The sequence below is a fragment of the Bradyrhizobium tunisiense genome (assembly GCF_042263385.1).
Lineage (GTDB): Bacteria > Pseudomonadota > Alphaproteobacteria > Rhizobiales > Xanthobacteraceae > Bradyrhizobium > Bradyrhizobium tunisiense.
Genome location: NZ_JBHLEV010000002.1, coordinates 1 through 19363 on the forward strand (window position 1 = coordinate 1; position 19363 = coordinate 19363).

The 19363-nt window shown below is 60.6% G+C and carries 16 protein-coding genes; 11 read left to right on the forward strand and 5 right to left on the reverse strand.

All coding sequences use genetic code 11. The annotated features are described in order from the left end of the window. The first annotated feature begins 299 nt into the window (after positions 1 to 299). Positions 300 to 1355, forward strand: a complete 1056-nt coding sequence (locus tag ACFDR6_RS07555; protein WP_375857928.1) for a LysR family transcriptional regulator — start codon at positions 300 to 302, stop codon at positions 1353 to 1355. Between the two features lie 75 nt (positions 1356 to 1430). On the opposite strand, the gene ACFDR6_RS07560 is transcribed toward ACFDR6_RS07555, so the two are convergent. The 3 genes from ACFDR6_RS07560 to ACFDR6_RS07570 form a co-directional block, all read right to left on the reverse strand. Beyond that, positions 1431 to 2018 (reverse strand): TetR/AcrR family transcriptional regulator, encoded by a 588-nt coding sequence (locus ACFDR6_RS07560; protein WP_212092631.1) that lies wholly within the window; start codon positions 2016 to 2018, stop codon positions 1431 to 1433. Between the two features lie 276 nt (positions 2019 to 2294). Further along, entirely contained in the window at positions 2295 to 3554 is a 1260-nt protein-coding gene (gene fabF / locus ACFDR6_RS07565) for a beta-ketoacyl-ACP synthase II (RefSeq protein ID WP_375857929.1), read from the reverse strand. Between the two features lie 134 nt (positions 3555 to 3688). Then, positions 3689 to 4426 carry an SDR family NAD(P)-dependent oxidoreductase gene (locus ACFDR6_RS07570; RefSeq protein WP_375857930.1) on the reverse strand — a complete coding sequence of 246 codons (738 nt, stop codon included), beginning with the start codon at positions 4424 to 4426 and terminating at the stop codon, positions 3689 to 3691. Positions 4427 to 4560: 134 nt separating this feature from the next. On the opposite strand from ACFDR6_RS07570, the gene ACFDR6_RS07575 reads away from it, so the two are divergent. Then, positions 4561 to 5133, forward strand: coding sequence for a TetR/AcrR family transcriptional regulator (locus ACFDR6_RS07575; protein ID WP_375857931.1), 573 nt, complete (start codon positions 4561 to 4563; stop codon positions 5131 to 5133). A gap of 345 nt (positions 5134 to 5478) precedes the next feature. On the opposite strand, the gene ACFDR6_RS07580 is transcribed toward ACFDR6_RS07575, so the two are convergent. After that, on the reverse strand, positions 5479 to 6807 hold the full coding sequence (locus tag ACFDR6_RS07580) for an SCP2 sterol-binding domain-containing protein (RefSeq protein WP_375857932.1): 1329 nt from the start codon (positions 6805 to 6807) through the stop codon (positions 5479 to 5481). A gap of 177 nt (positions 6808 to 6984) precedes the next feature. Here ACFDR6_RS07580 and ACFDR6_RS07585 point away from each other — a divergent pair, with 177 nt between their 5' ends. From ACFDR6_RS07585 to ACFDR6_RS07605, 5 genes are all read left to right on the forward strand, one after another. Further along, positions 6985 to 7491 carry a MarR family winged helix-turn-helix transcriptional regulator gene (locus ACFDR6_RS07585; RefSeq protein ID WP_375857933.1) on the forward strand — a complete coding sequence of 169 codons (507 nt, stop codon included), beginning with the start codon at positions 6985 to 6987 and terminating at the stop codon, positions 7489 to 7491. Positions 7492 to 7823: 332 nt separating this feature from the next. Beyond that, on the forward strand, positions 7824 to 8282 hold the full coding sequence (locus ACFDR6_RS07590; protein WP_375857934.1) for a (2Fe-2S)-binding protein: 459 nt from the start codon (positions 7824 to 7826) through the stop codon (positions 8280 to 8282). A gap of 1 nt (position 8283) precedes the next feature. Continuing rightward, complete coding sequence (locus tag ACFDR6_RS07595) at positions 8284 to 10533, forward strand: xanthine dehydrogenase family protein molybdopterin-binding subunit (protein ID WP_375857935.1); 2250 nt, start codon at positions 8284 to 8286, stop codon at positions 10531 to 10533. Between the two features lie 727 nt (positions 10534 to 11260). Beyond that, complete coding sequence (locus ACFDR6_RS07600; RefSeq protein ID WP_375857936.1) at positions 11261 to 12460, forward strand: ABC transporter substrate-binding protein; 1200 nt, start codon at positions 11261 to 11263, stop codon at positions 12458 to 12460. Positions 12461 to 12623: 163 nt separating this feature from the next. Continuing rightward, on the forward strand, positions 12624 to 14429 hold the full coding sequence (locus ACFDR6_RS07605) for an AMP-binding protein (protein WP_375857937.1): 1806 nt from the start codon (positions 12624 to 12626) through the stop codon (positions 14427 to 14429). Positions 14430 to 14546: 117 nt separating this feature from the next. Here ACFDR6_RS07605 and ACFDR6_RS07610 read toward each other — a convergent pair whose 3' ends face one another. Then, positions 14547 to 15065 carry a winged helix-turn-helix transcriptional regulator gene (locus ACFDR6_RS07610; protein WP_375857938.1) on the reverse strand — a complete coding sequence of 173 codons (519 nt, stop codon included), beginning with the start codon at positions 15063 to 15065 and terminating at the stop codon, positions 14547 to 14549. Between the two features lie 200 nt (positions 15066 to 15265). Between ACFDR6_RS07610 and ACFDR6_RS07615 the strand changes: the two genes are divergently transcribed. The 4 genes from ACFDR6_RS07615 to ACFDR6_RS07630 all read left to right on the forward strand — a co-directional run bounded on the left by ACFDR6_RS07615 (position 15266) and on the right by ACFDR6_RS07630 (position 19359). Next, positions 15266 to 15895: a 2-hydroxychromene-2-carboxylate isomerase gene (locus ACFDR6_RS07615; RefSeq protein WP_375857939.1), complete on the forward strand. Its 630-nt coding sequence runs from the start codon at positions 15266 to 15268 to the stop codon at positions 15893 to 15895. A 378-nt stretch (positions 15896 to 16273) separates the two neighbouring features. Beyond that, positions 16274 to 17011 carry an SDR family oxidoreductase gene (locus tag ACFDR6_RS07620; RefSeq protein ID WP_375857940.1) on the forward strand — a complete coding sequence of 246 codons (738 nt, stop codon included), beginning with the start codon at positions 16274 to 16276 and terminating at the stop codon, positions 17009 to 17011. A gap of 12 nt (positions 17012 to 17023) precedes the next feature. After that, positions 17024 to 18205 (forward strand): acyl-CoA dehydrogenase family protein, encoded by a 1182-nt coding sequence (locus tag ACFDR6_RS07625; RefSeq protein WP_317240118.1) that lies wholly within the window; start codon positions 17024 to 17026, stop codon positions 18203 to 18205. 23 nt (positions 18206 to 18228) lie between these two features. After that, on the forward strand, positions 18229 to 19359 hold the full coding sequence (locus tag ACFDR6_RS07630; RefSeq protein WP_375857941.1) for an acyl-CoA dehydrogenase family protein: 1131 nt from the start codon (positions 18229 to 18231) through the stop codon (positions 19357 to 19359). Positions 19360 to 19363 lie beyond the last annotated feature (4 nt).

Genomic DNA, 19363 nt, shown 5'->3' on the forward strand with positions numbered 1-19363 from the left:
ACGCAAGCAAAGCTCGGGCGAAGTCTGTCGCGAGATCGAGAGCTCATGTCCGCGGCTTGAATGGGTGGTCGCTTCACACCCCGGATATGCCCAACGTCGCTCTCGATCTCCACCTGCGCGAAGCGTCGAGCCGTCAAGTCACCGGCTAACGGGACCGCTTCTACGCCGGTTCGGGATTGGTGTTCAGGTCTTCTTGAGGCTGATTCAGAACTTGACGTTCTGCATGATAGGCATCATTCTGTTGGAAAGATGACGAGCATCATTTCAGTTCCGCTCGGACGTTCATGGTGGGGATGGAAATGGAGAACGTGGTGGGCGTCGAACTTGCGCGTGGTGGCCCGTTCTCCGAAGCTGGGCCCCGCGATGTGGGGCCAGAGCCGGCCGGTGGAAACCAGCATAGATCTCGCGTGACGGAAACCAACTGGGATCTGTTCAGGCTCTTCTTTTCGGTGGCGCGAACCGGAAGCGTCAATAGGGCGGCCCGCGAGTTGGGCATGAGCCAGCCGACCCTCAGCAGGCGCCTGAAGGAGCTGGAGCGCAATATCGGCGCGCCGCTGTTCTTTCGCGTATCGTCGGGGGTGAAGCTTACCCAGGAGGGGCAGGACCTGCTCCGCTCGGCGGAAGAGATGGTTCGCTCTTTCGAGGAGTTTCAGCGGGATTTATCCCTGCGCGTCGGCCAGCGTTCGACGGCGGTCAAGATTTCCGCGACTGAAGGTCTGACCAAGCATTGGCTGCTGCCTCGCGTCAAGAAGTTGCGTGCGCTGAGTTCTCAGATCCGCCTCGAAATCAATTCGACGGTTGAGCAGCAGAACCTGGCCACCAGCGATCTCGATCTCGTCATCCGGATCGGGCATCCGGGTGACGGTGAACTGATCGGTCGCCGCGTTGGATCCATCGCCTTTGGTCTGTTTGCATCCGATAGCTATCTGGCGGAGCACGCTGCACCGAAGACGCTGAAAGAGTTGGTCGACCACGAACTGATCGGATGCTCGGTCGAGTACGGGGCAGCCGATAGCGAGCGCACCAGTCAGATTTCGTTGTTGGCGGCTTTCAATTCGGCGGCAAACGCCCATAGCACGCTGAAGCTCATGCCGGTCGTCAATCATTTCGCGGCGACGGCGGAAGGGCTCGGCTTGGCGTTTCTGCCGGTGCCGTTTGCCCTGGCTGAAGGCTTGGTACGTGTGCTCCCGGGCGACACGGCCATGCTGGATTTGTGGTTGCTCCGCCGCCGCGAGAGCGACCTCAGAAAGATGACCAAGCAGGTCTGGCGCTTCCTGGAAGCGGAGTTTGCGAACACCAAGTCGTGGCTGGTCGGTCAGCAGGGGGCTCAGAAGCGCCTGCAGCAGGTTGCATGATCCGTACGCTGCCGGCGAAGATCGACGCAGCATTTCGCGTGGTATGCAGCATGGGTCATGGTCGTTTCTCACCACTCATTCGAGAGCCGACCGGCGGGTTTCGACGAGTTCGAGAATGCTTCGCTGCGCCGCGCGCAATATCTTGTCGGACATCGAGATATCCCTCGTCACCCGTGCAAGAGCGACCGCTCCGACCATCGTGCAAACGATGGCAACCGCCGACTCGTCGGGATGGTCGCCTTCCACCAGGTCAGCCACGTTGTCGAAGTAATGCGAAAGAAATTCCGTCATGACGGCGCGCGTCTTTCGATCGCTTCGTGCGACATCGCCGGCCAGGGCCGCCACCCCACATCCCACGCTCGGATCGTCCCGATGTGCCTTGCTCAGGTAAGTGTTCAGCAGCGCTTTGAGGGTACGCGGACCGTTCGCGCTTCCCGGGCGCACCGCTTCCGGGCCTCCTTCCGAGAGAGCTTTCGCCAAAGCCTCGGAGATCAACTGGTCGCGCGAGTCGAAATGTCCGTAGAATCCGCCATGGGTCAATTTCGCGGACTTCATGAGCTCGGCGATACTGAGGCCGTCCAATCCCAGCTCGCGGATCTGCACTGCGGCCGCATCCAGTATGCGCTGCCGGCTCTTTGCCTTGTCTGCCTGGGAGTGGCCCATCCAGTCGACTCCAGTCCAATAGCTCCGGGAAACGGCATATCAAAGACCGGGGATGACAGCCAACATCCAATCGTCGGGTCACCCCTTCGTGGCTGTCCCGAAACTCCGCCATTCGCGCTTTTTGCCAGTTGGATTGTGGGTGCGAAGGCCGGATCTGAATTGCGGCATCGCAGGAAAGAAATCGAGCTCTCCGCCGCCCTGCCGACGTTCCACCGTCGCGCTTCCTGTTTGTCGATCGCGCGCGGTGAGATCCGGGATACTTTGCGCGCAGGCCTTCTACCAGCGTTTGAAGATGACGCTGGCGTTCACGCCGCCGAAGCCGAAACCATTCGAGATCACATGGTCCATCGCCATGCTTCTGGCCTTTGGACCGACGAGATCGACGCCCTCGGCAGCTTCATCCGGAGTCTCAAGATTCAGAGTGGGTGGGGCCACCTGGTCTCGAAGAGCAAGGACTGCGAAGATGGCCTCGGCCCCCCCTGCGGCACCGAGCAAATGACCGGTCGCGGACTTCGTCGCGCTCACGGCGATGCCGCCATGGGCTCCGAAAACCGATTTGATGGCCGCCAGCTCCGAGATGTCGCCGACCGGGGTCGAGGTCGAGTGAGCATTGAGATGCTGCACGTTGCGCGGATCGAGCTCTGCCTGGCGCAGGGCCGCTTCCATGGCCCGCCGGGCGCCCGAACCGTCTTCGGGGCCCGAGGTGATATGATGGGCGTCAGCGGAAGTTCCGTAGCCGACGAGTTCGGCGATCGGCCGGGCGCCACGGGCGTGAGCGTGCTCGAGGTCTTCGATCACCAGGATCCCGGCCCCTTCACCCATGACGAAGCCGTCCCGGTCCCGATCGAACGGGCGAGACGCCTGCGAGGGCCGGTCGTTGAAGCGGGTGGAGATTGCGCGAGCCGCCGCGAAGCCTCCAAGACTAACAAGATCAATGCAGGCTTCGGCACCGCCGCATACGGCCACATCGGCTTCCCCCGAGCGGATCAACCGAGCGGCATCGCCGATCGCCTGTACGCTGGCGGCGCAGGCCGTCACGGGGGCACCGAGAGGTCCTTTGAAGCCATACTGGATCGAGACGTGTCCGGCGGCGAGATTTGCCAGAAAGGACGGGACGGTGAACGGCGAGAGGCGGCGGATGCCGCGTTGATCGACGGTCCGCACCGCTTCGACGATCGCCGGAAAACCGCCAATTCCAGAAGCGATGATCGTGGCGGTTCGCTCGAGAGCGCGCTCATCGGCCGGAGTCCAGCCAGCTTGCTTGATTGCCTCCGCGGCTGCGACCAATGCGAACTGAATGAACCGATCCATCTTCCGCTGTTCCTTGGGCGGAATCGTCAGGTCGGGGTCGAACCCACCATCGAGGTCGTCGGCTTTGGTCGGCACGAGTCCGGCAACTCTCCCCGGCAACGAGGCGGCCCAGTCGGGCAGGATCGTCAGCCCGGACCGGCCAGCCAGCAGTCTCGACCAGGCCAGCTCTCTGCCGCAGCCGAGCGGAGACACCAGCCCCATTCCCGTAACCACTATTCGGCGCATGCGAGAACCCGATTTCCTGGAGATGAGAGGGTCGATTGCCGAAGCTGACTGCCAGAGTAGATACAGAAATTCAAGTAACTCTTGATAAGAAAGTAGCGACCGAGGTCGACTGGCAACCTCGGCCGCTCTGCGGTCTAATCGATGGCGTGGACCATGGCGGCCAACTTCGCCTGCAACCCCGCCGGGTCCGCTTTGAACGCTGCCGCGGCACCTTCGGAAAGGGCCCCCGGAAAGACCTCGTCCTTTCCGGCTTCGAGGGCATCCAAGGTATGGATCGCAACTTCGCTGGGTTTCAGCTTGGGATCCGGCATCGCCTTTCCAAGCGGAGTATCAACCTGCACCGGCAGTACAGCCAAGACCTGCGATCCGCGTGCCTTCAATTCTGCTCGCAGGACGCGCGTCAGCGACAGTGCCGCCGCCTTGGAAGCCGAATAGGTTCCAGCTTGCGGAATGGTCACGAGCGACAGGAAGCTGAGGATATTGATCATCGCCCCGCCTTTCAGCGCCGGGGTGTTCCTGAATGCCTGCGCAAGAGCCAAAGGTCCAAAATAGTTCACTTCCATCTCCTGGCGCGCCGCCGCAAGATCGCTGACGGACAGTGCGCCGTGGCCGCCGATGAATCCCGCATTGTTCACGAGCAGGGTCACATCGGATGCCGTCACGGCTGCCTTGGCGACCTGGTCGGGCCTACTTACGTCCAGCTGGAGCGCGATCACTCGCGATTGGTCCTCGAAAAGCGATTGCACCGAGCCCGAGCCGCGCACGCCCGCGTAGATCTTCGCTGCGCCTCGCTTGAGCAATTCCTCGACGAGCGCTCTCCCGATCCCACCGTTCGCTCCGGTGACGAGGGCGACTGAACCTTCAACCTTCATCTCGATCTCCAATCCGTGCACGGCCGGCGGCCCGCGTTGGCGTCTCAATATTCATTGCGGTTGCAATGAATATGTTAATTGCGTACGTAATCTATGAATGTCAAGGAGCCCATGAGCATCCGAGCGAGCAAAATATGAAGGTGTCGAAAGCTCAGGCGGCTCAGAACCGATCTTCAATCCTCGAGGTCGCGTCCAGACGGATGCGCAAGGGCGGTTTCGGAGCCATGACGGTGGGGGAGGTCGCCAAGGCCGCAGGACTTACCCACGGTGCGCTCTATAGTCATTTTCCTTCGAAGGAGGCGCTCTCGTCGCAAGCGCTGGCAGAGAGCTTCCGCCAATGTCATTCGGAGTTTTCCCAGCTGCCCCTTGCGGAGCTACTGAGCCAATATCTATCGCTGCAACACCGGGATGTTCCGGAGAGCGGCTGCCCCATGGCCGCGCTGGTCTCGCAGGTCCCTCACGAAGAGGGCGCGATCCAGGAGGAGTTCGCCGCCGGGTTCGACAGATTCGCCGGCTTGATCAAGAATGGGCTGAAAGCTACCGGCAGATCGAATACGGAATCCCGAGATCTGTCGCTTTTTGCCGCCGCAGCGATGGTCGGAGCGCTGGCCATTTCGCGAGCCTTGAAAGACGCAAAGCCGGCCGCTTCTGAAACGATGCTTGGCGCGGTCCGTCGGCAACTGCAACGGCTCCTGAAAACGCCGTAGCAAGAAAGCGACGATCCTGCTCCCGCAGGAGTTTCGCGGATCATCGTCGACAGACCCGGAATCGGAAGCGTTCGAGAAGTTCTGAACTCGATTTTCGATCGAGCACATTGGAGTTGGGGTCTCGTCAAAAAAGAACCGGCTGCTTTCGCAACCGGTTTAGTAGTCCACGTCCATTGCCTCGTCGTGCTGGACCGGACTGGGAGGTCCCAGGATAGAAGACCGCTGCCGCAGGTTAGTCAATTCAAAAAAAGAACTAATCGGGCGGAGCCGCCAGCAAGCGGCTATCGCAGCGAGGTTTGCGCCGCGCCGTGAATGCCAAACCTGAGAGAGTGGTCAGTGAAGCAGCTATCTCGGAAAACAAGCGCCGAATGCCTTGAGCAGTTTCAGGGGCCCCTTGAGTCGGATCTTCCGTTGAGCGAGTGCCAGGATGATGGAGAGCCGTCCCGTGAGCGTCTGTAACCATGCCGTCGAGTCGGCTTGGATCCGCAGGTCGGCAGTCCCGGTCAGGCCAGGGGTGACGGTCAGCTTCTGATTCCTTATGACCACCGTGGCTTCTGCAGGCTGTTCTCCCGTGAACACGAAGTGGTAAGTGGCGTTGAGGCCCTTGGACTTGCCCCGCTGGAAGCTAAGTCCCATCCCGAAAAGAAACGCACCGATGCTCGTCGCACGGGCGCTGCTGCGCACGAACCGAAGCGTCTTGTGCGGGAACATTTTCGCAGCATGACTGGCTGCGTCCGAGTCTCGGACGACGTAGAGAGGCTCGATTTTCTCCTGGAGCGGTTTGAGGATGGTCTCAACGTGGGCCTTCCGATCCGCCAGGTAGTCCGCCATGACATGCTCGCCGGCGGGGCAGACCGCGACGCAATAGGCGGCGTTGTAGTTGGGGCCGTAGGAGAGGCTCTGCCAGCGCTTTACGGTTTCCGCGAGCGGCTGACGGCTCCGGTAATCCTTGGCCGATTTGGCATCGGCGATATCCTCGATCCAGTGTGCGAACCCGCCCATGAACTGCTGATAATTGTGGTTCAGACAAGACGAGAAATCGAAGTATCCGTCCGGTTTGAGTGCGCCGACCGGACAGGCCACGACACACAGCTTGCACTCGAAGCACGGGTTGTAGTCGAGCGCCGTCGCAGGTGCTTCGATTTCGAGGTCGACCAGGACCGTGCCCAACAGGATGAAGCTGCCGAACTTGGGATGAATGACGCTGCGATGGATACCGCGCTTCCCCATGCCGGCTGCCTCGGCCACGAGCTTGTGTGAGACGACCCAGGCCCGTTCAGGATAGCGATCGAACTCCATCGGGAAAGCCATCGGCGGGTTCATCGCCGAGATTCCCATATCCTCGAGCCGACCAACCAATTCACGCGCGATGTCGTCCACGTCGTGGCTGACTTGATGGAATTCGTTGTTGGCCGCCGAACGGGTGGGCGAGCGAATTGGGGCGCGATGCGTTCGGCTCACGATGCTCACCGCCAGCCGAGCTCCCGCGAAGGCGCGGCGGGCATGAACGGCTTCGTCCCGCAGAAGCGGATCGTCAAGGCTCACGACGCCGCAATCGTCGGCACCGCACTCCATGACCAGCGCCTTCAAAGCTTCAAGGCTGAGCGATGCAGGCGGTGCCGGCGGGTTGAGCCGTATGCGGTCGGCGATCGGGTGATCTTTGAGTCCCGCCATGCTGGTCTCCTGATCGAAGGCTGCGTGAGCCCTTGTGCGGTGTATCGTGCAATTACGGGCATATGAGACTATCATTAGACATCAATGCAGGCAAACTGCCATTTCAATTGAAGTCTGCCTCGCGATTTGGTGCTAAGGATCTGGCGCACCGACCCAAACGACCGAGGAAGCCTGAACTTGGCACGACGTTCGATTGCGATGAGTGATCTTCCTCAGAACTGCACTTGCAGCCAGCTCAGGCGGGCGGCCCGGCGCATATCGCGCTATTACGATCTCTGTCTTGCCGGCACCGGGCTCAAGTCAACCCAGTATAGCCTGCTGGGCTTCCTCGCCTCGGAAGGCCCGATGACGATGGCCAGCCTGGCGAACATCATGACGATGGATCGAGCGACCGTTGGCCATAATCTCCGGCCTCTGGAACGCGATGGCCTCCTCAAGATCGAGGTGAGCGAGGAGGATCGGCGGGTGCGGGAGGTTGCCATCACGGATCGCGGGCAGGAAATGTTGCTCGCGGCCTATCCGGCCTGGCAAAAGGCGAGAGCTGGATTCGAAACGGCGTTCGGGGTGCGTGAGGCGGGCCATCTCCGCGAGCTCATGAAGCGGGTCATCGATGCGCCATTGCCCAAAGTCGGGTCGGAGCAGGCCGCCACTTCTGGGCGAGGAGGGCGGCGGAAACTCAGGTAGCTCTGAGTTGCTTTCCGACAATCCATGGCATGGATCGGCTTCGCCGACACGCACCTCGCGGCTATTCAGCGGTAAAGCAAGGTTATTCGATTCTGAATTGGCCGAGGCCGCCGTAACGTCCTAATCATTAAGGATGAAATCAATGGGCGGACGAGGAAAGCAATGCCGCCTTCTCGAAGCCCTGCCGATCTCTGCGCGGCCGTTCATTCATCAACGAAGCGAGAGTGCAGGGATGTGTGCCAAGTCCAGCGCACCGGAACCGGCCGGCCCCAGCCCTCGGGAAGGCCGGTGATCGTTGTTCGCCGTCTTTCGCAGCTACAGGAGCATTCCCAATGCAATTGACCGTCAATGGTAAGCGCCACGACCTGGACGTTGAACCGGAAATGCCGCTCCTTTGGGTGCTGCGCGACGAGCTTGGTATCCCGGGATCGAAGTACGGCTGCGGTGCGGGCCTTTGCGGCGCGTGCACCGTTCATATCGACGGCGAGGTGGTTCGCTCCTGCTCGATCAACGCTGGCGAGGTCCGCGGCAGCATCACGACAATCGAGGGTCTGGGGACTCCGGCAAACCTGCATGTGGTTCAGCAGGCCTGGATCGAGCACCAGGTCGCGCAGTGCGGTTATTGTCAGTCCGGCCAGATGATGACTGCAGCGGCCCTGCTGTCCAAAACCCCCGATCCTTCGGACGCCGAGATCGCCGAAGCCATGGACGGAAATCTCTGTCGATGCGGAACTTACACGCGCATCCACAGCGCCGTCAAAACTGCAGCCCAGATGATGAAGGGGAAATAGCGTGGCTCGGCTCAAGACGATTGCAAGACGCACGTTTTTGATCGGCTCCGCGGCGATCGCCGGCGGCGTCGCGTTCGGCTATTACCAATTGCGCAAGGAGCCTCTCAATCCGCTGCTCGAGGACCTCAAGCCGGGCGAGGCCGCGATCACGCCGTATGTCCGCATCGACGCAAAGGGTGTCACGCTCATCACTCCGCGAGCCGATAAGGGGCAAGGCTCGTATTCCATCCAAGCTCATCTGATCGCCGAAGAGCTCGACGTCGATCCGCACAAGGTTCGCATCCATCCCGGTCCGCCAAGTCCGGCCTACTTCAACAGCCGGGTGATGGACGACAGCCTGCCGTTCTCTACGATCGACGATGGCATGATGGCGCGTGGGGCGCGGGGAGGCGGCGAAGTGTTGAGCCGTCTGCTGGGTATGCAGATCACCGGCGGATCGTCCACCGTACCCGACGGTTATCATAAACTCCGTCTGGCTGGAGCGGTCGCGCGAGAGACTTTGAAGGAGGCGGCCGCCAAGAGGGCGGGAGTGTCCCGATCGCAACTGAAAACCAAGGACGGTCAGGTCATCCTGCCCGACGGCAAGTCTATCAGCTACGCGGAGCTGGCCGTCGAGGCCGCGCAGCTTGCGCCCATTACCGATGTCACGCTCCGACCGGAACAGGAGTGGCGCTACATCGGCAAGAAGATGCGCCGGATCGATATGGTCGCGAAGTCCACGGGTACCCAGCAGTATGGGATTGATGTTCGTCTGGACCGAATGGTGTACGCCACCGTCAGGGCCAATCCGGGCATGGGAGGCACGATCAAACGATATGATGCCTCCAGCGCGGAGAAGATGAGGGGCGTCAAGAAGATCGTCCCGATCAAAGACGGTGTAGGCGTCATCGCCGACAACACGTGGAGAGCTTTTCAGGCCGCTGCCGCCATTAAGATCGAATGGAACGATCCTCCTTATCCAGCCGATTCGGCCGGAATGTGGAAGGTGCTGGAGAATTCGTTCTCCAAAGACCTGCAGGACAGCCGGCTCCGCAATGACGGCGACGTCGAGAAGGCGTTCGCCGGCGCGTCCAAGCCCGTTGAGGCGGAGTATCGGACGCCGTACTTGGCCCACGCCCCACTCGAGCCGATGAATGCGGTTGTACTCTATACGAAGGAACGGCTCGACATCTGGACGGGAACGCAGATCCCGGTGTTCCTCCAGGGGCATGCGGCGAAGCTGACCCAACTGCCGGAAGAGAAAGTTTACGTGCACGCTCAGTCGATCGGCGGCAGCTTCGGAGCACGACTCGACGACACCTACGCGCTACAGGCGATCGAACTCGCGATGGGCATGGAAGGCGTTCCGGTCAAGATGATCTGGAGTCGCGAGGAGAACATGGCGCACGACTATCCGCGCCCGATCCAGCTCTCGCGCGCGAAAGGTACGGTTCGCGACGGCAAGGTCGAGAGCATGGACATCGATGTCGCCGGGCAATCGATGGGCGCCTCCTGGTTCAACCGTCTGCAGGCGCCCGTTCCTCCCGGCCCCGATGTTTCCAGCGTCAACGGTATTTGGGACCAACCTTTCGCAATACCGAACTGCCGCGTGACTGGTTACAAGGCGAAGGAAATGGTGCCAGTCAGCCCGTGGCGATCGGTTGGAGCGTCCGCCAACGGCTTCCACCATGCTTCCTTTCTGGACGAGCTGATCTATGCCGCGGGCGCGGATCCGATGGCAGAGCTCATTCGTCTCTGCAATCATGAGCCGTCTCAGAAGGTGCTGCATACCTTGCGTGATATTTCCGCCTGGAAAGGCTCGCGGATCGACGATCGGCGAGCCCGCGGCGTGGCGCTAACTTTGTCCTTCGGCGTGCCAATGGCTCAAGTCGTCGACGTCAGCGATACGCCTCAGGGCATCAAGATCGACAAGGTGTACGCCGTTTGCGATGTGGGGCGCATTCTGGACCCGGTCAACTTCGAAGCGCAGGTGCGGGGTGGCATCATTTGGGCCTTGGGCCATGCCATGAACTGCGAGCTGACCTACGAAAACTTTGCGCCGGTCCAGACCAATTTTCATCTGTTCGAGGCCATGAGATTTCATCAGGCACCCGAAATCGTCGTCAAGGGATTGGAGCTTGGGGGGGAAGTGCGAGGAATTGGCGAACCGCCGGTCCCGCCAGCCGCACCTGCTCTCGCGAACGCAATCTTCGCTCTTACCGGAAAGCGTGTGCGCGAACTGCCGTTGAACAAGAGCGTCACGTTCGCGTGACGCCTCGAGGCATGAGCAAACCTGCGAGGCGTCCCAGATCGCCTCGATGCTCATTTCGCACGCCGTGGACGTGCTGAATGGTTTGAAGTGAATTCCCGAAATTGCGCCCGGTCGCCGAGCCGGGGACGAAATGGTGGTCGGCGGCTGGGATATGCGTGCGCTCCCATGGGGCGTGCGATGCGAAAAGGGTCGCGCGGCAGGCGCGGGGGCGGGCATTCATCTCTGAATAAGGGCGGCACAAGATTGTTGTAGCCGGCTCCCGAAGCTCATTGTCCACTCGCCCGGGAGAAGGTGCGCTTCCGCGACACGTTCACTGTCTTGCCAGGAGGACGCAACTGGGACCGTGCTCCCTCCAGTTGTTCGTCGGCGGCGCGTAAGTTGGACGTGAGTTCGTCATGCGGGCACGTCAATTCGGCCGGAGCAGGACTCGCTGTCTGAAGAAGTAAGTTCGGTAATAGAAGTGATAAGGGTGACGCACGGGACCCAGTTGTCGAGTGCAAGAATTCCAATGATTCGGCATATCTCTGCTGCATCGAAGAAGATCTCCTAACAGAATAGATTGACGAGTTCTAAAAAAGAACGGTAGGTTGAAGAAAAGCCAATCACGACAAAAAGGGCTGCTTCGGCCTGCTATCCTGAACGACGATGTCGTTCAGGAGATCGCACAGCGGAAGATAAACAAGAGACAGTTCCGTGCCAGGTATGGCGCGCATGGGGAGGACGGTTGATGATGTCCAAATGGAAAATTGCGATAGCCCTCGCTGTACTTCTGAGCGGTTCGGCCTCCGCTGCGGAAGAGCCGGGCATTTCCGATACCGAGATCAAGATTGGTGGGGTTTTTCCCTTCAGCGGACCGGCGTCATCGATCGGGCTCATTGGCAAGGGTCTTATCGCCTATATCCAATCGCTGAACGAGCGAGGCGGCGTCAACGGGCGCAAGATCAACTACATCGCCTACGATGACTCATACAGCCCACCCAAGGCGGTGGAGCACGTGCGCAAGCTGGTCGAGAGCGACGAAATCTCCTTCATGTACGGCCAGCTAGGTACGCCCGGCGTCTCGGCCACGGCGAAGTATCTCAGGGCAAAGGGAGTGCCCAGCATCGCAATCGTCAGTGGTGCATCCAAGTTCACGGACGTCGAGAACTATCCCCTGATGACGACCGGTATCGTGAGTTACGATACCGAAGGGAAGATCTACGCCAAGTATCTGACCAAGGTGCTTCCCAACGCGAAATACGCAATTCTCTATCAGAACGACGATCTCGGCAAAGACTACGTCAATGCGTTCAAGGCGTATCTCGGCAGCGATTTCGACCGAAAGGTCGTGACTGCCGCTTACGAGGTGACCGAGCCGACGATCGACTCGCAGATCACGAACCTGAAGAGTTCAGGAGCCGAGGCTCTCGTGATCGCTGGGACACCGAAGTTTGCGGCGCAGGCGATCAGGCAGGCTTCGGTGATCGGATGGAAGGCGACCATCATCATCAACTTTCCTTCCGCATCTGTTGGCGGGACGCTCGCGCCGGCCGGTCTCGACAAGTCGATCGGCGTGATCGCAGGCACGATCACCAAGGACGTTGGGGACGAGGCTTGGAAGGACGATCCCGGTCTGCGGGATTATCGAAACTTCTTCGAGAAGTATCTACCCGGCGCCGACATCAGCAATGGGACCTACGCGGTCGGATATCAGCAGGGCATTCTGCTCGAGCAAATACTGAAACAATGCGGCAACGATCTGTCCCGCAAGAACATCCTGGCGCAAGCAAAGAATCTGAAGAGCGTCATCGTCCCTGTCGCGCTGCCGGGGATCGAGGTCAATACCAGCGAAAACGTGAACATGATGTGGACTCAAATGAGGCTGCAGCGCTGGACCGGCACGAGCTACAAATTGTTCGGAGACGTGCTCGACGCGAAGTCCGAGTAGCGGTTTCGGGCAGGAAACTGCAAGGCAGCGCGTGATCAAATGCGCTGCCGGAGCTCCTTAGGCAAGTCGCCCGCACGAGTTTCGTGAGGTTGGCGGCAATCAGAAGCCGGATCACACGCGAGCGTGCCGGGACGGCCTGCGGTAAATCATGGGATCATCTTCAATGTCAACGAACACACCTGTCTTCGCGCCCAAAGAGGTCTCACTGCAGCGTCGCGACGACGGTACGCTCATCCTGAGTTCGCCGATCGAGCTCGGAGATTGCGATTGGCGCATTACGGATTTCCTCCCGACCTGGGCGAAAGCGGCTCCGAATCGTATCTTCCTGGCTCAACGCAACTCCAGCGGCGAGTGGGAGGAGATCACCTATGGCCGGGCGTGGGCTCTGGTTCGGGCGGTTGGTCAAAGCCTGATCGAAATGGGGGCCAAGCCTGGGGACAGCCTCGCCATCCTGTCCGGAAACTCGATCGAGAACGCGGTGATTTCCTTCGCCACAATGTCGATCGGCCTGATCCTTGCGCCGGTATCGCCGAACTACACCTTGATGCCCGGCGGCCTTTCTCGCCTGAAGGACATCGCAGAGGTGCTGCGTCCCAAGTTCGTCTTCGTGCAGAGCGGGCAGGCCTTCTCCGCTGGCCGCTCCATTCCCGAACTCGGGGCCGCCACCTGGATCAGCGTCGACGGTGCACCGGACACGGTACCGTATTCGGACCTGACGAAAGAGCGGGACGGCTACGAGGGCTTCGAACGCGCGTCGAACGCGGTATCTTGCGATGCTGTCGCAAAAATTCTCTTCACGTCAGGCTCGACAGGCCTTCCGAAGGGGGTCTTGAACACCCACCGCATGATGGCAAGTTCTCTGCAAATGGGGAGCCTGCTCGTAGCGCCGTCCGAGGCACCGGTCCAGGTTGAGTGGATGCCCTGGCACCACACGATGGGAAGCAACGTCATTCTGCACGGCATACTGAAGAACGGCGGAACGCTCTACATCGATGATGGCCGGCCGCTACCTCAGCTCTTCCACAAAACGCTCCTGAATCTGAAGGAGATTTCACCGACTGCCATGTTCAATGTGCCTGCCGGATATAATTTCCTATGCGATGCGATCGAGAAGGATCCCGAGTTGGGCGCAAGCATACTGAAGCGGTTGGACCGGCTGAGTTACGCGGGCGCGGCCATCTCGCAGAACACGCTCGAGCGGCTTTATCGGTTGATGTCGTCGATCACGGGCCGGCAGATCCCCGTCATGTCGGGATACGGCACGACGGAAACCGCTCCAACGATCAGTACGACCCATTGGGCCACAGACCGTCCCGGGGAGATCGGCCTTCCGGCTCCCGGTTTACAGCTCAAGCTGCTCCCCGTTTCCGATACTTACGAGGTCAGAGTCAAAGGTCCCAACGTCACGCCGGGTTACCTCGGAAGACCGGATTTGACGAAGATGGCCTTCGATGAAGAGGGCTTCTATCGTATCGGCGATACTGTCTCCTTCATGGACCCGGAAAAACCGGAAGCCGGGCTTCGCTTCACAGGCAGGATCTCCGAAAACTTCAAGCTCGCCAACGGGACTTGGGTATCGATTGGAAACATGCGAGCTGCGATCCTGGCGGCGGCGCGCGGCGTGCTGTCAGACATCGTGGTTGCAGGCGCGAACCGCGAATGGTGCGGCCTGCTTTGCTGGCTTAACCCGACGGAAGCCGCCCGGATCGCGGCGCAGCCGTCTGCAGACCTCAACCGCGATGACCGCGTCGTGCAGTTCCTGAAGGACCGCTTCCAGGAATACAACCAAACCGTCGGTAGCAGCGAGAACGTCGGCGCATTCTTGCTGCTCAACGACCCGCCCTCGATGGCTGCGGGAGAAATTACCGACAAGGCGTACGTCAACCAACGTGCCGTTCTGAAACACCGGTCGGACCAGGTCGAAGCTCTCTACAGCTCCGACCCGAGCCGAGGCGTAATCCGGGTTTGAACGTGTTGCTGCTTGATCGCTTCATGGAAGACCAAGACGAAGGGCTCATCGTAGACGCGGAGAGCCGACTACGCCGCAACCTCTCGCAGAACGGCAGAGCTGCCGCGCGGAGCGCTCTCAGGCCGCCTTGCGTCGCGGCTTGGCTTTCGGCGCAGGCCCTTCCGCTGCGTTCCCCGCGAGGGGCCGTCTGGCGCCAGGGCCCGCATGCGTGTGAACCTCTTTGGCTAGAACCGGTTCGCCGCACTCGGAGCACACCATGACGGGATCGAAGTCCTTCCCGCAGTTGCGGTGCTGGTGCAGCAGGGGCCGGCCGCGTTCGTCCACCATGTGAGTATCTCCCCAATGCACGATCGCCATCATGATGGGATAGAGATCCAACCCCTTCTGCGTCAGGATGTACTCGTGACGTTTAGGCGACTCTTGATAGGGAATCCGACGAAGAATGCCTTGCCGCACGAGCTTCTTCAACCGTTCGGCGAGCAGATGGCGCGTAATTCCCAGTGCAGACTGAAAACCTTCGAAGCGGCGTGTGCGCAGAAAACATTCGCGCAGGATAAGCAGGGTCCATCGATCGCCAATGACCCCAATGGTTCGGGCCATTGAGCATGGCTCTTCCTCAAGTTCTTTCCATTTCATCGCGGTCTCCAAATACCGACCGTTCTCCCGAATCCGGGGGATAACGATAGTTTGTCGCATTCTAGATAGGTACTGAACTTCGAACAATACCCTCAGGGAAACTGGCCCGGTATGCGCATGGTCGGTTTGACAGTTCGAAAAAGGAACTATAATCTCATGGGCCAGCTCAACCATCATTAAGTTGTCCGGAGAACGCCGATATGACCCCGAAAGCAGAGTTCATGTTCGATTTCGGCAGCCCGAACGCTTATCTGGCCGAGATCGCCATCCCTGGCATCGAGCAGCGCACCGGCGTCAAGTTCGAGTACGTTCCGGTTCTTCTTGGCGGCATCTACAAGGCGACCGGCAACATGTCGCCCTTCGACTCCCTTCGTGGCATCAAGAACAAGCCCGAGTACCAGGCGCTCGAGACGGAGCGGTTCATCCGCCGGCATAACGTAACCAAATTTCGTTCGAACCCCTTTTTTCCGGTCAATACCCTCATGTTGATGCGGTGCGCCGTCGCCGCGCAATTGGAGGGGATGTTCGAGCCCTATTTCAGGGCGGCCTATCATCATATGTGGGAAGAGCCGAAGAAGATGGACGATCCGGAGGTGTTCCGCACCGCGTTCGTCGCCTCCGGCGTCGATATTGACAGGTTGGCGAAGCGTGCCCAGCAAGACGACGTGAAGAAGAGGCTGATCGATCTGACGAACGACGCGGTAAGCCGCGGAGCGTTTGGCTCGCCGACGTTCTTTGTCGGGAAGGAGATGTTTTTCGGAAAGGACCAGCTTCGGGACGTGGAGGAATCGATTGTCGAGCAATCGAAACTCCATGCTGCGACAGCCTAAGATCCACCAGAAGACCGGCTTGGCCCAAGGTGGCCGCTGATGACCGCGAGCGGTCTCCTCGCTCGCTCATTGAAACTGCAATATGTGCGCTCTGCTTCGTCGAACTGCGTTGCTAAGCGGTCCATCGGTGCGATTGCGGTCGACGGCAAAGCCGCGACTCGCGCGGACGTGTGACTGCGCCTCTCGGTGCTCGTGAGCGAGGCTGTCGTGCGTCGCGGGTAAGCGTCGTTTCGAGAGGGGCCGGTCCAAATATCGATTGACGAGTTCTAAAAAAGAACGTTATGTGCAGGGAAGGTAAGGCGGCCGTTGGCGAGATGATCCAGCGGTTCGCGGCAGAATACTCAGCAAGCGAGATGTAATCTCACAGGGAGCACGCCCGTGCAGAAGAGAAACGCAACCGTGGCCGTGATCGGCGCGGGTGACTTCATCGGCGGCGAGATCGCAAAGAAGTTCGCCTCGGAAGGGTTCACGGTTTTCGCGGGTCGCCGTAACGGCGACAAGCTGGCGCCGCTCGGCAAGGAGATCGAGGCTTCCGGCGGCGAGATCCATGCCCGCTCGCTCGATGCGCGGAAGGAAGATGAGATCATCTCCTTCCTCGGCGATGCCGACAAGCACGCGCCTCTGGAAGTGTGCATCTTCAACATCGGCGCTAACGTCAATTTTCCGATCCTCGAAACGACGGAGCGCGTCTTCCGCAAGGTTTGGGAGATGGCTTGCTACTCCGGATTCCTGGCCGGCCGCGAGGCGGCGAAGCTGATGTTGCCGCGCGGAGGCGGCAATATCTTCTTCACAGGCGCGACGGCGTCACTCCGCGGCGGCTCCGGCTACGCGGCCTTTGCAAGCGCGAAGTTCGGCTTGCGCGCGGTGGCGCAGGCCATGGCGCGTGAGTTGGGGCCCCAGAACATCCACGTCGCTCATCTCATCATCGATTCGGGCGTGGACACCGAGTGGGTGCGGCAACGCCGGCTGGAAGCGCTCGGCCCCACCGCACTCGACGATCCGGATGCCTTGATGCCTCCGTCCTCCGTGGCAACGTCCTACTGGCAGCTCTACCAGCAGCCCAGGAGCGCGTGGACGTTCGAACTGGAAATCCGTCCCTTCGGCGAGAAGTGGTAAGGAGAGCCTTTCATGGAGCTCGCGCTTTCGCCGGAGGACGCCGCATTCCGAGATGAGGTCCGCTCCTTTATCGCGGACAATTATCCGGCGGAGATGCGCGTCCCAAATCCGGAGACCGATTTAACGAAGGAGCAGTCGCTGCTCTGGCACCGCATCCTGCACAAGAAAGGCTGGATCGCGCCGCTCTGGCCCAAGGAATACGGCGGCCCCGGCTGGTCGGTGACACGGCGCTTCGTCTTCGAGCAGGAGACGACCCGTGCAGGTACGTTGCCTCCGCTCGCGTTCAGCGTGACCATGGTCGGGCCGGTGATCTACACCTTCGGCAACGAGGCGCAGAAAAAACGCTTCCTGCCTCGGATTCTGTCGGGTGAGGATTGGTGGTGCCAGGGTTATTCGGAGCCCGGCTCGGGCTCGGACCTCGCGACCGTCAGAACCAAGGCCGTGCGCGACGGCGACCACTACATCGTGAATGGTCACAAGACGTGGACGACGCTTGCGCAGCACGCCGACTGGATCTTCTGCCTGGTGCGGACCGACCCGAATGCGAAGCCGCAATCCGGCATCTCGTTTCTGCTGATCGACATGAAGTCGCCTGGCGTGACGGTGCGGCCGATCATCACGATCGACGGCAGCCATGAGGTCAATGACGTCTTCCTCGAGAACGTCCGCGTGCCCGTCGAGAATCTGGTCGGCGAGGAGAACAAGGGCTGGACCTACGCCAAGTTCCTGCTTGGCAACGAGCGCACCAGCATGGCGGGCATCGGCCGGTCGACCCGTTACATCCAGAAGCTCAAGCAGATCGTGAAGGCCGAGATTCCCGCCGATGATCCGGCGCATGTGGAGTTTCTGCGGGACATCGCCCGCATCGAGCTCGATGTGCTGGCGCTGGAGGCGACCGAACTGCGTGTCGTCGCCCAGATGGCGCGCGGCATCGATCCTGGTCCGGCGGCCTCGCTGTTCAAGATCCGCGGAACCGAGATTTTCCAGAACATTACCGAGCTCACCCATCGCGCGATCGGCAATTATGGCCTTGCGATCCGGGAGCATCCGGTCAGTGCCAACCGCTTCATGCCGGGTCCCGATTACGGTCATACGGCATCGGAGAAATACCTGAACTCGCGCAAGCTCAGCATCTACGGCGGCTCGAACGAGATCCAGCGAAACATCATCGCCAAAGCCGTTCTTGGCCTCTAGCCGCGGCATATCGGGAGGACCGGATGGACATCCAGTTCACGGAAGAGCAGGAATTGCTGCGATCCAGCGTCCAGCGCGTGCTGCGCGATCAGTACGATTTCGATAAGCGGCGCAAGATCCTGGGGAGTGAAGAGGGGCTCAGCCGGACTCAGTGGGAGGCTTTCGCCGAACTCGGTCTGCTCGCTGCGCCATTCTCCGAGGATGCAGGCGGTCTCGGCGGCGGTCCCTTGTCGACCATGATCATCATGCAGGAGTTCGGCCGTCACCTCGTCGTCGAGCCCTTCGTCGAGACGGTGGTGCTGGCAGGCGGCCTGATCGAATCCACGGGCACCGCCGAGCAAAAGCAGGAGTTCATCCCTGGCATTATCGACGGCACGAAGATCTGGGCGCTGGCCTGGACGGAGAAGAAGTCCCGTTTCGATCTTGCCAATGTCACGACGACGGCACGGCGAGACGGAAGCGACTACGTTCTGAGCGGCGGGAAGACCGCAGTGATCGCCGCGCCCTGGGCGGATTATCTGATCGTGTCGGCGCGGACCTCCGGCCGCGACAACGACCGGCCCGGCGTCAGCCTTTTCGTGGTCGACCGTCGCGTCGCCGGTGTCGATCTTCAAAGCTTCAAGACGATCGACGGCCGACGCGCCGCGGAGATCCGCATGCGCGAGGTCCGCGGACAACTGCTGGGAAAGGAAGGCGAGGGCGTTGCGGCACTTGAAGCGTGTCGCGACCGCGCCATCGGGGCGCTCTGCGCGGAGGCCGTCGGCGCCATTGGCGAGCTGAATTCCGCCACGCTGGAATATTCCAAGACCCGCAAGCAGTTTGGCACGACCATCGGTTCCTTCCAGGTGCTGCAGCATAGGATGGTCGATATGTTCATCGCGCATCAGGAGGCGCTCTCCCTGATGCAACATCTCAACCTCAGCCTCGCCGCCGGCGATGCGGGGCTTCCGCGGCTTGCCTCGGGCGCCAAGTCGAAGATTGGTTATGCCGGCAAGTTCGTCGCCGACCAGGCGGTGCAGCTTCACGGCGGCATGGGAATGACCGACGAGCTGAACGTCGGACATTATTTCAAGCGTATCTCCTCCATCAACATCCAGTTCGGCGATCCCGCGTTCCATGTGCTGCGTTACGCGCAGCTCGACGCGGCAGCGTAAGCAG

Coding starts and splice junctions, on each gene's coding strand:
- ACFDR6_RS07555 (WP_375857928.1), top strand. CDS start 300: ATGGAGAACGTGGTGGGCGTCGAACTTGCGCGTGGTGGCCCGTTCTCC.
- ACFDR6_RS07560 (WP_212092631.1), bottom strand. CDS start 2,018: ATGGGCCACTCCCAGGCAGACAAGGCAAAGAGCCGGCAGCGCATACTG.
- fabF (WP_375857929.1), bottom strand. CDS start 3,554: ATGCGCCGAATAGTGGTTACGGGAATGGGGCTGGTGTCTCCGCTCGGC.
- ACFDR6_RS07570 (WP_375857930.1), bottom strand. CDS start 4,426: ATGAAGGTTGAAGGTTCAGTCGCCCTCGTCACCGGAGCGAACGGTGGG.
- ACFDR6_RS07575 (WP_375857931.1), top strand. CDS start 4,561: ATGAAGGTGTCGAAAGCTCAGGCGGCTCAGAACCGATCTTCAATCCTC.
- ACFDR6_RS07580 (WP_375857932.1), bottom strand. CDS start 6,807: ATGGCGGGACTCAAAGATCACCCGATCGCCGACCGCATACGGCTCAAC.
- ACFDR6_RS07590 (WP_375857934.1), top strand. CDS start 7,824: ATGCAATTGACCGTCAATGGTAAGCGCCACGACCTGGACGTTGAACCG.
- ACFDR6_RS07600 (WP_375857936.1), top strand. CDS start 11,261: ATGATGTCCAAATGGAAAATTGCGATAGCCCTCGCTGTACTTCTGAGC.
- ACFDR6_RS07605 (WP_375857937.1), top strand. CDS start 12,624: ATGTCAACGAACACACCTGTCTTCGCGCCCAAAGAGGTCTCACTGCAG.
- ACFDR6_RS07610 (WP_375857938.1), bottom strand. CDS start 15,065: ATGAAATGGAAAGAACTTGAGGAAGAGCCATGCTCAATGGCCCGAACC.
- ACFDR6_RS07615 (WP_375857939.1), top strand. CDS start 15,266: ATGACCCCGAAAGCAGAGTTCATGTTCGATTTCGGCAGCCCGAACGCT.
- ACFDR6_RS07625 (WP_317240118.1), top strand. CDS start 17,024: ATGGAGCTCGCGCTTTCGCCGGAGGACGCCGCATTCCGAGATGAGGTC.
- ACFDR6_RS07630 (WP_375857941.1), top strand. CDS start 18,229: ATGGACATCCAGTTCACGGAAGAGCAGGAATTGCTGCGATCCAGCGTC.